This is a genomic window from Pseudoalteromonas sp., assembly GCF_036960685.1.
Classification (GTDB): domain Bacteria; phylum Pseudomonadota; class Gammaproteobacteria; order Enterobacterales; family Alteromonadaceae; genus Pseudoalteromonas.
Genome location: NZ_JBALXK010000029.1, coordinates 1 through 13,932, shown reverse-complemented (window position 1 = coordinate 13,932; position 13,932 = coordinate 1). Strand labels below are relative to the sequence as shown.

Below are 13,932 nucleotides of genomic sequence, written 5' to 3'. Positions count from 1 at the left end.
ATTATTGTTTTTCTTCATCCCAGTTACCAATGTCATCATCGGTACCTACCTCACCATCGGGTCCCATAGAAAATAAATCTATTTTACCAATTTCGCCTGGGCTGATTAACTGATACGGGTTGCCCCATGGATCTTCCGGTAGTTTAGAAATAAAACCACCTTCAGGAAAACGCTTTGGTACTGGCTCAATGCTAGTTTTAGTTACTAAGCCTTCAAGGCCTTGCTCTGTGGTTAGGTACGCTTTGTTCTTTAATTTATAAAGACTCATAGCATCTTCTAGTTGCTGAATATCAAGATGCGCTTTATCTAACGCCGCTTCTTCTTGCTGGCCCATAATATTGGGTGCCACGATTGACATGATCATGCCAATGATAACCAGTACCACCATAACTTCGAGTAATGAGAAACCTGCTTGTTTATTCACGTACATACCTCTGTTGTTCTTAATAATTAACCATCGTAACACGCTGAAAATGCATTACGAAATCCCTAAAAATGTTAAAGTCCAATCGCTTTATTCATGGCCATGATAGGTTGCAATATAGCCATAACGATAAACAATACTATAACTGCCATGGATGCTATCATCGCAGGCTCTAAGAGTTTTAGCGAGACATTTACCATGGTTTCAAATTCGCGATCTTGGTTGTTTGCAGCGCGCTCCAGCATCTGCTCAAGTTCACCTGATTTTTCACCACTGGCGATCATATGCAGCATCATCGGTGGAAATAATTTAGTTTGTTGTAAAGAGGCTCTTAAGCTCGCCCCTTCACTGACACGAGTGGCAGCATCGGCCACTGATTTTTTGATTTTTTCGTTGATCAATACGCCACCAGAAATACGCATCCCTTCCAATAATGGCACTGAACTTGACGATAAAATACTCAAGGTACGGGCAAATCGAGCGGTATTGATACTGCGCGCTACTTTACCAATTCCCGGCATTATTAAAATTTTTGAATCATACCAAAAACGAATTTTTGGCTGTTTTAATGCGTGTTTAATGCCAATCACTGTCACAGTGAACATCACTAAAGTGATCAACCAGTAATTTTGTACGTAGTTACTCGCAGCCATTACCCACTCAGTAGTCCAAGGTAAAACCTGCTTTGATTTCTCGAATGTCTTCAATATTTTCGGCACTACAGTACCTAACAATATTGAAACGATACCAATTGCAAATATAACTAAGATCACCGGATAGACCATTGCCTGGGTTATTTGACTACGCATGTGTTGGCGTTGTTCCGTGTAATCGGCCAAACGGTTCAGTACCGCATCTAAGTGGCCTGACTTTTCACCTGCGGCCACCATGGCGCGATATAAATTATCGAACACATGCGGAAATTCTGACATCCCATCAGCAAGCGTATAACCCTCAACTACTTTTGAACGTACCGACATTAGCATACGTTTCATACGTGGTTTTTCACACTGTTCAGCCACCGCCATTACAGCACCTTCAACAGGCAACGCTGATTGAATTAAGGTAGCTAATTGACGTGTGATCAACGCGAGATCAGAGGTGGATATTTTCGGTTTAAAAAAGCTGCCAAACAGTGTGCTTTTCTCACCTTTGACGTGCTTTTCACCTTCCGCAGCCGGAACCACTTCTAGCGGAGTAAGTCCTTGTTCACGTAAAGATTGGCGTATCTGTTTCGCAGTATCCGCTTCTTGAATACCTTTTTTTTCTTTGCCACGACTATCGAGTGCGCGGTATTCAAATGCTGCCATAGTTAGCCTTCCTCACGTGTTACACGTAACACTTCTTCAAGGGTCGTTTTACCAGCTAATACACGGCTACAGCCATCTTGGCGAATACTTGGCGTATGTTTACGAATGTACTTTTCAACACTTTGTTCGCCCTTACCACTGTGTACTAGCTCACGTACAGTTTCATCAACGACCAGCAGTTCATGAATACCGGTACGACCTCGATACCCATTAAAATTACATTCTTCACAACCTACAGCACGGTAAATTGTTGGCGGCTCGACAAATGGTACACCAAGTAATTCACACTCTCGCTCATCGGCAACATGTGCTTCTTTACAGCTATTACATAAAGTACGTACTAGCCGTTGCGATAGCACGCCGAGTAAAGAAGATGATAATAAGAAAGGTTCAACACCCATATCTTCCATCCGTGATATCGCGCCTGCTGCGGTATTGGTATGCAGCGTTGACATCACTAAGTGACCGGTAAGTGATGCTTGCACGCCAATTTGCGCGGTTTCAAGGTCACGTATTTCACCTACCATCACCACATCAGGATCTTGACGTAATATGGCGCGCAGGCCACGGGCAAAGGTCATATCCACCTTAGTATTTACTTGTGTTTGCCCAATACCAGGAATTTCATACTCGATAGGATCTTCTACTGTAAGAATATTACGGTCGCGAGAATTAATTTGGCTCATGCCCGCATACAGTGTGGTACTTTTACCGGAGCCCGTTGGCCCGGTCACCAAAATAATACCGTGCGGTTTGCTGATCAGATCAGAGAATAGCTCACGGTTACGCAGCGTCATACCTAAATCTTCAAGATTTAAACGGGCGTTATTTTTATCTAGTAAACGCAGTACCACACGCTCACCAAAACTTGATGGCATAGTTGATACCCGGACATCAACGGCACGTCCGGCAATCCTTAAACTGATACGACCATCTTGCGGAATACGCTTTTCAGCAATATCGAGTTTCGCCATAACTTTAATTCGCGAAACAAGTAACGAGGCCAGCTTACGGTTTGGTTTCAGTACTTCTTTAAGCACACCATCAACCCGAAAACGGATCACTAGCTCTTGCTCAAAGGTTTCGATATGAATATCCGAGGCGCCTTCTTTGATTGCTTCACTGAGCATCGCATTGATCAGCTTAATGATTGGCGCATCATCATCGCCCGCTAATAAATCTTCGGTCTGCGGCATCTCTTCAGCAAGGGAAAACAAGTCAACCTCGTTGCCAATATCTTCCATCATTTGCTGGGTTTCAGAACTATCGCGTTGATACGATGCTTCTAATAACAACTCAAATTTATCATCAGGCAATTGCTCAAGCGTAAAACCATGACCAGCGATACGTCGCACCTCTAACAGTGCATCAATATCAAGCTCGCCGCGGTAGAAAACCACTCGGTCATCATTATTTTTACTTAATAACATGCCTGCGCGTCGTGCATAGGAAAATGGCAATCGCTTATTTGGCAGCTCGACCAAGTCGTCACTGGTCATCAATTCGCTGTTATCTAACGGCGTAGCTTGCTCGTCGGTGATCTCAGTGATTGCATCAGTCATTATTGCGCTCATCTGCATTTTGCTGTTTTAAATATTCTTCGTACGTTGGTGGCAGCACAAGTGCATCATTCCACTCAGGTAAAATAGGTGCTTCCGTAAGCGGCATTAAATCAATGCCATCTTCTTTCTGTTTATACTGCTCACCACGAATAAAGTTATACTTACTGTGGCTTAATTTATTCATTTTAATGCCATCACGAACGATAGTTGGGCGAATAAACACGATTAAGTTACGCTTACGTTTACTAGTACTGGTTGAGCGAAATAAATGGCCTAGAATTGGAATATCCCCTAACAATGGTACTTTTGACACACTTTCCTGCACGTCTTCATCGATTAGACCACCTAGCACTACCATGCCACCATCATCAGCCATTACTGTGGTTTTAATTGCACGTTTATTAATTGAAATATCAACCGAGGTAGCACCACTGACGCCAGACACTTCTTGCTCGATAGTCAACTGTACAGCAGTACCGTCATTAATCTGTGGTGTTACTTTTAGTTTTACACCCACTTCTTGGCGTTCAACTGTTTGGAATGGGTTTGAATTGTTAGAACCGGTTTGTGAGCCAGTGATTATTGGCACTTCTTGACCAACAATGATTGACGCTTCTTCGTTATCCATAGTGGTTACAGAAGGCGTAGCAAGAATATTAGAGTTAGTATCGGTAGAAACCGCCTGAATAATCGCACCCCAGTCATTTTTGATAATACCCATGGCTAAGCCATTGATGCCACCGAGTAATGAAGCAAGAGGACCTAGGTCTCCTTCTATTGTTTCTTCATATTCAGTTGCATTACCAGAGTCTGTGCCTACAACATTTTTCGTCACTGTTTTATCACGTGCTTGCTCTGCTGCAACAGCAAGTGAACCAACGGGTACAGTACTGCCGTTATTAAACTGCACCATACCACCTTGCTCTGAAATCCACTGTAAGCCAAAGTTAATCCCATCGGCTTCCATGACTTCAACAATGATTGCTTCAACAAGTACTTGCGCGCGGCGAATATCTAAACGCTCAATGACTGATTCAAGTGAACGCATGGTATCGGGCTGTGCAGTAATAACTAACGAGTTAGAATCTGGATGAGCTTCAATACTGGTTTCATTTTGGCTGCGACTACGGGTTTTAGTTGCCGCACCTTGGCCTTCTTCGGCAAGGGTTTTACTCACCCCTTGCAACACTTTAACTAAATCTTCAGAGTTAGCGTAATTTAGGTAGATAACCTTAGTATTACCTTGGTTTTGCAATTCCCCATCAAGGCGTTTAATCAATTCAATGGCGCGAGTTCTGGCTTGGCCTTCACCGCTGACAATCACACTATTTGTACGACCATCGGCAACCACTTTAGGGATCAAAAATTCTGGAATACTGCCTTTACCGCTATCTTTATAGATGTTTTCTACAACGGAAACTACATCATCGGCTGTGGCAAAGTTTAGCTTAACGATATCAACCCGCTTATCACCCGCTTGGTCTACAGAGCGAATAATTTCAACCAGACGATTCACTGATGCTGCGTGTCCGGTCAACATCATGACGTTGGCAGCGTTGAAGTTAGCGACATGACCACCATCTTTTTGATCGCTGAACTGACGTACTAATGGGCCGAGCTCTTGCACACTGACGTTTTTAACGCGCACCACACGGGTGATCATCATATCACCGCGAGCCTGGTCATCTGCAGTGACTAACGGCACGTTTGATTTTTTCGCATCAGAGCTTTTTTCTATTTTTAAAATGCCATTATCCATTTCGACCACTGAATAGCCGTAAACTTCTAAAACATTTAAAAAGAATTGATAATAAAGTGCTTCGTCCATCAATTCATAACTGCGTACATTTACTTTACCACGCACGTTAGGGTCGATAATGACGGTTTTATTCAGATTCTTACCAACGATATTTATAAACTCGTTAATATCGGTCCCTTTAAAGTTTGCAGCGTACTCAACGGCTGACACCGATAGAGATAAACTAGCCGCAAAAAAAAGTGTTGCGTACTTAGCTAACCCTTTTCTGATTTTTTTGAGGTGTAGCGCGTGAACCATTATATTAGAACTCCAAAGCTAGGTTATTGCAGGCTAAATTGTACATCGATTTGCTCCCCTTCACGTTCAATCGTGATGTTTGCATCGGTGCTATTACGCAGCTCATTAATAGCTGACATGGCCTGTTGTAAATCATTGAGTTGATAGCCGTTAATCGAAACAGCTAAATCATTATTTTGTAATCCCATCTTCGTAAATAAAGCGGGGTCTTTGCCTGGGCTTAAACGGTAACCAATTAACTCACCGTCTTTCATGGCTTGAGATACTCGAATATAGTCAAATAGTTTACCGGGATCTTTTAATAGCTCTTCGCGGGTTTCTATAATCTCTTCTTTTACATCTTGATCCGCTGTTACATCAATTTGGCGGTCACTTTCCATTTGCGGGCCGGCGTTAAGTTCTGGCTCATCATTTTCGCGCTCGGCAAGCACTGGCATCGACACAGTTTTAGTAAAATCCATACCATCTAACATTAATGTTTCAAAACGACCGCTGACATCTAAAATCACTCGATCCGGTAATACTTGCGCAAGTTTTGCCCGAGTACCCAGCACAACCTCATCAACTAGATAGGTTGTTTGTTGCCCTTGAGATTCAATAATAGCTAAACCTGTCAAGTCGTTACCACTGACCGCAACAATACCGGTTAAATTAATGCTTAATCGTGTTTCTGGCGCATTGTTAATAACTTGTGCTTGTTTGCTTGCTGCTTTTTTAGGCGCAGCATCAGCCTTGCCAAACAAGTTTTGCTCTAAAATTGATTGCGTGTTAACACGCTCTGATTTACCCGAAGCAGTATTAATATAACTTGGAGAGAGGTTTGAATTAGCAGGCACAGGCCATATTAACCAAAATAACTTTGCAGCTAAAAAGGCAATATAAACAACGGCTAAAAGCGTTACCGCCCAACTCAATTTAGCATGGGGTAATTTACTTACTAAGTGTTTTAGCTGTTGTAATTGTTGTTCCATAAATGATGTTCTTATTTTAATTTACTGCTTTATCGCTGGCCTATAGTACCTTTTCATTTTTCATTCAACAAGCGCACTAATATTAAACTTTGTAAACAGGGTAAATTAACGCTTACGTTGAGTATGAAAAGCTTCGACTATTTCTTTGTTAGTAAGTTTCATGCTAAATTTTGCCTTACAGAACCGCGCTTTAAAAGAGTACAATTGTGTCAAAAAGTAACACCCGTAATTCCACGTCAAAAGATGAAACAATGAGTATCCGTTTAGACAAGTGGTTGTGGGCTGCTCGCTTTTATAAAACCCGCGCCATCGCACGGGACATGGTGCAAGGTGGTAAAGTGCATTATAATGGTCAGCGCACTAAACCTAGCAAAATAGTTGAATTAGATGCCGTGATTAAGCTTGCTCAAGGAGTTGATGAAAAAGTTATCACTGTGCTTAAATTACTTGATAAACGCTTAAGTGCCCCCATTGCTCAAACCTTGTATCAAGAATCAGATGCAAGTATCGAAAAACGCGAAGCCAATAGCATCGCGCGCAAAAACAATAGCTTTTTTGCACCGCATCCGGATCGTAAACCAGATAAAAAGCAAAGACGCGAACTTTTAAAAATGAAATCAAGTTAGGTAAAGCCACTCATGCAACAAGATTTACTTCATCGTTATACATTTGATCAACTAGACGTGCGCGGCGAACTCGTGCAAATAGAGCAAGCTTATAATGAAATGATTGCCAACCATAATTACCCAGCCCCCGTGCAAGCTTTACTGGGTGAATTACTGGTCGCAACTTGCCTACTTACCGCCACCTTAAAATTTGAAGGTGATATAGCCGTGCAACTGCAAGGCGATGGTCCTGTGAAATACGCAGTGATTAATGGTGACCATAAACAAAATATGCGCGGTATTGCTCGCTTACAAAGTGAAGTAACCGGCTCAACTATTCAAGATTTAATTGGCAATGGTGTGATGGTCTTAACTATTACCCCAACTAAGGGTGAGCGCTACCAAGGTATCGTACCGCTTGAGCACGATACCTTAGCAGCATGCCTAGAAGCATACTTCACCCAATCAGAGCAATTACAAACTCGCTTATGGTTTGCCACAGATACCACCGCAGGCCATGCAAAAGCTGCGGGGCTACTATTGCAGGTGCTTCCAGTTAATAAAGAAAAGTCTGTAGAAGACTTTACCCACTTAGAAGCACTTAGTAACACGATTAAAAACGAAGAACTATTAGAGCTTGATGCCGCCACAGTGCTCACCAGACTCTACCATGAAGATAATCCTCGCGTGTATGAGCCACAAGCAATCCAATTTAAATGTGGTTGTAGTCGAGAAAAAACCATCACTGCACTTGTTAATGTAGGTCAACAAGCATTATTAGATGATGTTGCCGAAAATGGTGAAGTAAAAATCAGCTGCCACTATTGCTTAAAAGATTATGTTTTTAATGAGCAAGATGTGAAGAGTATTTTCAACTAACATCATAGTGCAAAATAGCAGCAAAAAACTAACCGCATTTATTGCGGTTTTTTTATGCTAAAAATTGATACCGGTGTCATGAATTGTATTACTTTTATGACACCGGTATCATTGAAATTATTCATGTTTTTTACCAAATATATGTGTTTTTAGGCCTTTCATAGGCTCGAATATCCCTAATCCATCTGTTACTATAATTACAGCTTAAAGGGAAACAAGAACCCCAGAGCTATCCCGTTCAATCTCACACAATTTAGGTATAAACATGACTTCAAGCGCTACTCGTTTTGTCGATCTAACTGCAGCTGAACTTGTCGAACACGCGATCCGTCGTGGCGAAGGGACTTTAGCCGCCAATGGAGCTTTTGTTGCGAACACTGGTCACCGTACCGGCCGTTCACCAAAAGACCGTTTTATTGTTCAAGAATCAAGTACTGAAAATGAAATCCAATGGGGTAATGTAAACCGCCCTTTCGATGCAGATAAATTTGACGCTTTATGGGCACGTGTAGAAGCACATGTGCAAAGCAACGACCACTTCATCTCTCACCTTGAAGTTGGCGCTGATCCTGAGCACTATTTACCTGTCGTTGTTACGACAGAAACTGCATGGCATCATATATTTGCCAAAAACATGTTTATCGAGCCTAAATCTTATAATGCATCTGATTTACCCCAGTGGCAGGTAATGAATGTACCTTCTTTTGTCTGTGATCCAGAACGTGATGGCACAAACAGCGATGGCACAGTAATTATCAACTTTGCACAACGTAAAGTATTGCTAGCAGGTATGCGTTACGCCGGTGAAATGAAAAAATCAATGTTCTCTGTACAGAACTTCCTACTTCCAGCTAAAGGTGTATTACCAATGCACTGCTCAGCTAACGTAGGTGAAGCTGGTGATACCGCATTGTTCTTTGGCCTATCAGGCACAGGTAAAACAACTCTATCAGCCGACCCAACTCGCTTTTTAATCGGTGATGATGAGCACGGCTGGGCACCAGGCAGTGTTTTCAACATCGAAGGTGGTTGTTACGCTAAATGTATCGACCTTTCACAAAAGAATGAGCCTGTAATTTGGGATGCAATTCGCTTCGGTACTATCCTAGAAAATGTAGTACTTGACGAAAACCGTATTCCTGATTTTCATGATACTAGCCTAACTCAAAATAGCCGTGCAGCGTATCCACTAGAACATGTTGAAAAACGTAAAGTAGAGAACCGTGCAGGTGAACCAAAAGCAGTGGTATTCCTAACTTGTGATGTAAGTGGTGTATTACCACCAGTATCAATCCTTAGCGAAGAAGCGGCAGCGTTCCATTTCCTAAGCGGTTACACAGCCAAAGTAGGTTCTACCGAGATTGGCTCTACAAGTGATATTGAATCAACATTTTCAACCTGTTTCGGTGCACCTTTCTTCCCACGTCCAGCAGGTGTGTACGCAGAGCTGCTGATGAAGCGTGTACGCGAGTTCGGCGCTAAAGTTTACCTAGTTAATACAGGTTGGACTGGCGGCCCTTACGGAACAGGCAAACGTTTTGATATTCCAACTACGCGTGCAGTAGTGGATGCTATCGTATCGGGCAGCCTTGTAGGTGTTGAAACACAACATATTGACGTGCTAAACCTAGACGTACCAGTTGCAGTACCTGGTGTAGACAGTGAGCTACTTAACCCAATCAATACTTGGGAAGATAAAGCTAAATACGCAGAATATGCAGCTAAACTAGCAGCAGACTTCACTGAAAACTTCGCAAAATACGATGTTTCAGACGAAATCAAAAATGCCGGACCAAAAGCGTAATAACTCGCTTTAAACCCGAATTTAAACGCCAGCCTCGTGCTGGCGTTTTTGATCAACTCTATTCATTATCAGAAAACTTTATTAAGGCTCATCTGTAATAGTTACTCTTTAGTAACTAGAGCTTAGTGCAGCTAAAAAAACTCTTTTACTCATCTCAGTAGTAATCTCAGCAAAATTGCAATTTTGGAAATATTTTAATCGAAAGCATTTACTTTCTTTTGTTTTATGTTAAAAAGTAACTGTACATTTTTAATAAAATGTTACTTTTTACCTACTTGTAAGTAATTAATTGCAGAGTAGGTAGTTAAATACAGGGCATATTGGGTTGTAATGTCGGTTAAAGGGAATGGCTTTTCTGGCCTTTGGTCAGTCAAGCTAAAGCTGGTTATAAAAAGAAACATAAGAGATTAAACCATGTCAAAATTAGTCATCGATAGCCATAATAACAATATAAAACGCACTAAAAGTCGGCTTAGCTTAGCTATTTCATACGCACTATTGGGTTTATGCCCACTACTACTTTCAGCGCAAAATTCGCAACAAAATGACAGCGATGTCATCGATAAAAGTAAAGACGAAGCTATGGAAGTCATCGAGGTAACAGGGATCAGAGGCAGTATCAATAGCGCGCAAAATCTTAAGCGCTATGCCGATACTGTAAAAGATGTTATTACCGCTTCTGATATAGGTGCCTTGCCCGACAAGTCTGTAACCGAAGCCTTACAACGTGTGCCAGGCGTGACTATTGAACGCTTTGCGTCATCGAGTGACCCAAAGCATTATGCTGATGAAGGTACTGGCGTTTTAGTGCGCGGTTTGGACCGAGTGCGCTCTGAAGTAAATGGCCGTGATGCATTCAGCGCAAACCCAAATGGCGGCTTAAGCTATGAAGATTTTCCTGCCGAATTACTCAGTGCCGTAGAAGTCGTGAAAAACCAGACTGCCGACCTTATTTCAGGTGGTGTTGCTGGTACCGTTAATTTAATTACCCGCAAGCCCTTTGATTCTACAGATCAAATAATTTCTTTTAACGGTAAAGCAAACTATAGTGATTTTCGCGATGAAACTACCCCTTCTTTTTCAGCGCTTTTCTCTGATAATTGGGATACCAGTGCTGGTAAATTTGGCTTTTTAATTGCGGCATCCCAATCTGAATATAAAACCCGCGGCGATGGCGTGGGCTTAGGTAACTTTCATGCTCGTGGCGATTCCTTCATACCTACCCTTGATCAATGGGGAGGTATCACCGGCGTTGATCCAAGTTCACCTGTCGACGGTGCAGCACTTCCTGGTCAACCTGCAAATAGTGTATGGTACGTGCCTGCAGCAATCCACATGAGTACTGCAACAAACGACCGTAAACGAACCGGCTTCACCAGTTCATTACAATGGGCCAGTGATGATGATAAAATTGTTGCCACTGTTGAACACATCAACTCAAAAGCATCGTTAGAGTGGAATGAACGCCAAATCGGTCAAGCTGCACAAGGCTTTAGAGGTTTTATGGGGTCATCTCAAAATTGGCAAGATGATTCAGCAAATGGCTACCCGCTAACAACAGAGAATGGCTTTGTAACATCAGGAATTGCGCTAGGCGTTAGCCCTGAAACCCCTTTTTTCTATCGTAGTCGTTGGAACTATAACGAGAGCACCGTACAAGATACTTCATTTAATCTTGTTTTCAAACCTGTTGATAGGCTCACTTTAGAGTTTGATTACCAACATGTAGACTCAGAGAAAGTCGTTAATAATTACAGTATGTCGGGTCAAACTAGAGGCAACCATGTTTATGCTGTATCACCATACTTCCTTGATATGCGTGGCGATAGACCTACTGTTGAGTTTCTCAGTGACAACATAATGACTGCGGGTTGGTCGCCGAATGAAGATTGGGACGGTCCAGTGCCTAATTTATTCCTAGGCAGCGGTATGGAGCAAGAAGAACATAATACAGCAACAGCAAACAGCTTTAAATTTGATGTTAATTATGAACTTGATGGAAATTTCACGAATATAAAAGCCGGTTTCTATATCTCAGATAAGGACCTAACAGTTCGCGATACAGCCTATGAGGGGTGGTCGGCAATTGGCACCCCTTGGATACAAGCTGATCGTAACGCAGCTGCTGCAGTCAACCGTCCAGAACTATTTGAACGCGTTGATTTTTCTGATTACTACCATGGGCAAGTACTGCAAGGAGACGTGAACAACTTTCTTTTCCCAAGCATGGATCTAGTTAAAAACTACGCAGATTCCTTGCGTCAAGGTTGCAAGGATGGCTGGCATAATGCCACTAATAGCGCAGCCAATAATGGCATGTGCTCAGGCACTTACGTACCCTATGCAGATAAAGAAAACCGTGTCGAAGGACCCTTTGCAGCCCATAACATTAGCTCAACCAATGAGAAGCGTAGTGAGTTTTACATACGCAGCGATTTTGATTTTATAGATTTAGCAATTCCAGTTACCGGTAATATTGGTTTTCGCTATGTTAACTATCAATTGCAATCAACTGGCGCCTTTGTGCAACCACAAGTAATTAAACGCGGAGAACCTGGCACATCATTAAACGAAGTAATGCAACAGGCTGAGTATAAGCGTTACTACGATATTGCCAATGGTGAATCCCAGTTAAGTACTGTTGATGGAACCGACTACAACACTATACTGCCGAGTTTAAATTTAAGTTTTGGCGTAAGCGAAGATGTCGTTGTACGCTTTGGTGCATCAAAAGCATTGTACTACCCAAGCCTAGTAGATGCCCGAAATATCAGTATTTTAAATTTAGACTATACTCGCCGACTAGAAACCCCAGGCGCCGACTATGACGAAGCTAATAACCCTGTAGTTGGGCTTGATGATATTGAACTAACAGCCCTATCAGGTAATCCAAACCTAAAACCTGAAGAATCTATAAATATTGATTTATCAACTGAATGGTACTTTGCCACTGCAGGCTATGTCACAGTGGGATTATTTAATAAAAAGTTAAGTAACATTATTCGTAACAGAGCATTCGATTTAGACGTTACCTTCAATGATGAAATATACGATGTATCTGCTTACGGGCCTGCAAATACAGGTTCAGGTACTATCCGTGGAGCTGAGTTTTCCTATTCTCAATTCTATGACATGTTGCCTGGTGCATTTAGCGGTTTAGGATTACAGTTTAACTACACCTATATAGACCAAGACGGTTTAGAGGATCCAAACGAAGTATCTGCAGGCACCCTTGGCTTTGATGAAAACGGTGATCCTATTGCGGACAATCGCAACACCTTCCGCGTATTTAGTGATTTACCACTACAAGGCTATTCAGACCAAAATTTGAATGTTATTGGTATGTATGAGTACGAAAACATTTCATTTCGTCTAGCTTATACTTGGCGCTCTGAATACCTGTTGACCCTACGAGAATCTGAAGAGTACGTACCAGCTTATGCTGAAGCTTCAGGCATGATGGACGCCAGCTTATATTACGCAATCAATGATCATTGGAAAATAGGCTTTGAGGCGAGCAATATACTCGATACAGAAACAAAAACTCAGTATCAATTAGATCAAGATGGAACTAGAACTGAAGCTCTTAGCTTTACCACAGACCAACGTTACGCACTAAGCGTTCGTGCAATATTCTAAATATGAAAGCTCGAGTTTGCATTCACTTATAAGTAGTGCGAGTTTGCGAGTTTGCGAGTTTGCGAGTTTGCGAGTTTGCGAGTTTGCGAGTTTTATCAGAATGAATTTTTAAACACGATAGTCGAGTACTTCGTCTCTTTACTCTCGCTAACTTGCAAGCTAATTCACTTTCATGCAGACGTAAAAAAGCCCGATTCTTTCGAATCGGGCTTTCTCAATTTGGAGCCATAGTGCGCTACGCAGTAGGATGACCTGTAGTGCCCACAGCGTAGAGAGCCACATAACAAATGCGACACTATCATTGTGTCGGGGCGGCCTTGTGCGGGGCTCGCCTTCGAGCTGTTTTGTTTCACTAATGAGTTCGGCGTGGGGTCTTGGCTATTTATTAAATACCAGATAACAAAAAACCCGTCACATTGCTGTAACGGGTTTCTCTTATTTGGAGCCATGGTGCGCTACGCAGTAGGATGACCTACTTTCACATAACAAATGCTACACTATCATTGGCCGGGGCTCGCCTTCGAGCTGTTTTGTTTCACTACTGAGTTCGGCATGGAGTCTTGGCTATTTATTAAATACCAGATAACAAAAAACCCGTCACATTTCTGTAACGGGTTTCTCTTATTTGGAGCCATGGTGCGCTACGCAGTAGGATGACCTACTTTCACATAACAAATGCTAC

General features: G+C 42.2%; 9 protein-coding genes. 4 read left to right on the top strand and 5 right to left on the bottom strand.

What is annotated here, in order from left to right:
• Position 1: 1 nt before the first annotated feature.
• The 5 genes from gspG to gspC form a co-directional block, all read right to left on the bottom strand.
• Complete coding sequence (gene gspG, locus V7783_RS18505) at positions 2 to 424, bottom strand: type II secretion system major pseudopilin GspG (RefSeq protein WP_335679975.1); 423 nt, start codon at positions 422 to 424, stop codon at positions 2 to 4.
• Positions 425 to 498: 74 nt separating this feature from the next.
• Positions 499 to 1,734, bottom strand: a complete 1,236-nt coding sequence (gspF, locus tag V7783_RS18500; protein ID WP_335679974.1) for a type II secretion system inner membrane protein GspF — start codon at positions 1,732 to 1,734, stop codon at positions 499 to 501.
• Between the two features lie 2 nt (positions 1,735 to 1,736).
• A complete protein-coding gene (gspE, locus tag V7783_RS18495) occupies positions 1,737 to 3,296 on the bottom strand; it encodes a type II secretion system ATPase GspE (protein ID WP_335679973.1) in 1,560 nt (519 codons plus the stop codon).
• Positions 3,289 to 5,352 carry a type II secretion system secretin GspD gene (gene gspD / locus V7783_RS18490; RefSeq protein WP_335679972.1) on the bottom strand — a complete coding sequence of 688 codons (2,064 nt, stop codon included), beginning with the start codon at positions 5,350 to 5,352 and terminating at the stop codon, positions 3,289 to 3,291. Before gspD ends, gspE begins: the two co-directional genes overlap by 8 nt.
• A 23-nt stretch (positions 5,353 to 5,375) precedes the next feature.
• Positions 5,376 to 6,323 (bottom strand): type II secretion system protein GspC, encoded by a 948-nt coding sequence (gene gspC, locus V7783_RS18485; protein ID WP_335679971.1) that lies wholly within the window; start codon positions 6,321 to 6,323, stop codon positions 5,376 to 5,378.
• Positions 6,324 to 6,526: 203 nt separating this feature from the next.
• On the opposite strand from gspC, the gene hslR reads away from it, so the two are divergent.
• The 4 genes from hslR (at position 6,527) to V7783_RS18465 (ending at position 13,250) form a co-directional block, all read left to right on the top strand.
• Complete coding sequence (gene hslR, locus V7783_RS18480) at positions 6,527 to 6,949, top strand: ribosome-associated heat shock protein Hsp15 (RefSeq protein ID WP_441831037.1); 423 nt, start codon at positions 6,527 to 6,529, stop codon at positions 6,947 to 6,949.
• A 12-nt stretch (positions 6,950 to 6,961) separates the two neighbouring features.
• On the top strand, positions 6,962 to 7,807 hold the full coding sequence (gene hslO / locus V7783_RS18475) for an Hsp33 family molecular chaperone HslO (RefSeq protein WP_335679970.1): 846 nt from the start codon (positions 6,962 to 6,964) through the stop codon (positions 7,805 to 7,807).
• A gap of 265 nt (positions 7,808 to 8,072) precedes the next feature.
• On the top strand, positions 8,073 to 9,611 hold the full coding sequence (locus V7783_RS18470; RefSeq protein ID WP_283709777.1) for a phosphoenolpyruvate carboxykinase: 1,539 nt from the start codon (positions 8,073 to 8,075) through the stop codon (positions 9,609 to 9,611).
• A gap of 414 nt (positions 9,612 to 10,025) precedes the next feature.
• A complete protein-coding gene (locus V7783_RS18465) occupies positions 10,026 to 13,250 on the top strand; it encodes a TonB-dependent receptor (protein ID WP_335679969.1) in 3,225 nt (1,074 codons plus the stop codon).
• Positions 13,251 to 13,932 lie beyond the last annotated feature (682 nt).

Coding starts and splice junctions, on each gene's coding strand:
- gspF (WP_335679974.1), bottom strand. CDS start 1,734: ATGGCAGCATTTGAATACCGCGCACTCGATAGTCGTGGCAAAGAAAAA.
- gspE (WP_335679973.1), bottom strand. CDS start 3,296: ATGACTGATGCAATCACTGAGATCACCGACGAGCAAGCTACGCCGTTA.
- gspD (WP_335679972.1), bottom strand. CDS start 5,352: ATGGTTCACGCGCTACACCTCAAAAAAATCAGAAAAGGGTTAGCTAAG.
- gspC (WP_335679971.1), bottom strand. CDS start 6,323: ATGGAACAACAATTACAACAGCTAAAACACTTAGTAAGTAAATTACCC.
- hslO (WP_335679970.1), top strand. CDS start 6,962: ATGCAACAAGATTTACTTCATCGTTATACATTTGATCAACTAGACGTG.
- V7783_RS18470 (WP_283709777.1), top strand. CDS start 8,073: ATGACTTCAAGCGCTACTCGTTTTGTCGATCTAACTGCAGCTGAACTT.
- V7783_RS18465 (WP_335679969.1), top strand. CDS start 10,026: ATGTCAAAATTAGTCATCGATAGCCATAATAACAATATAAAACGCACT.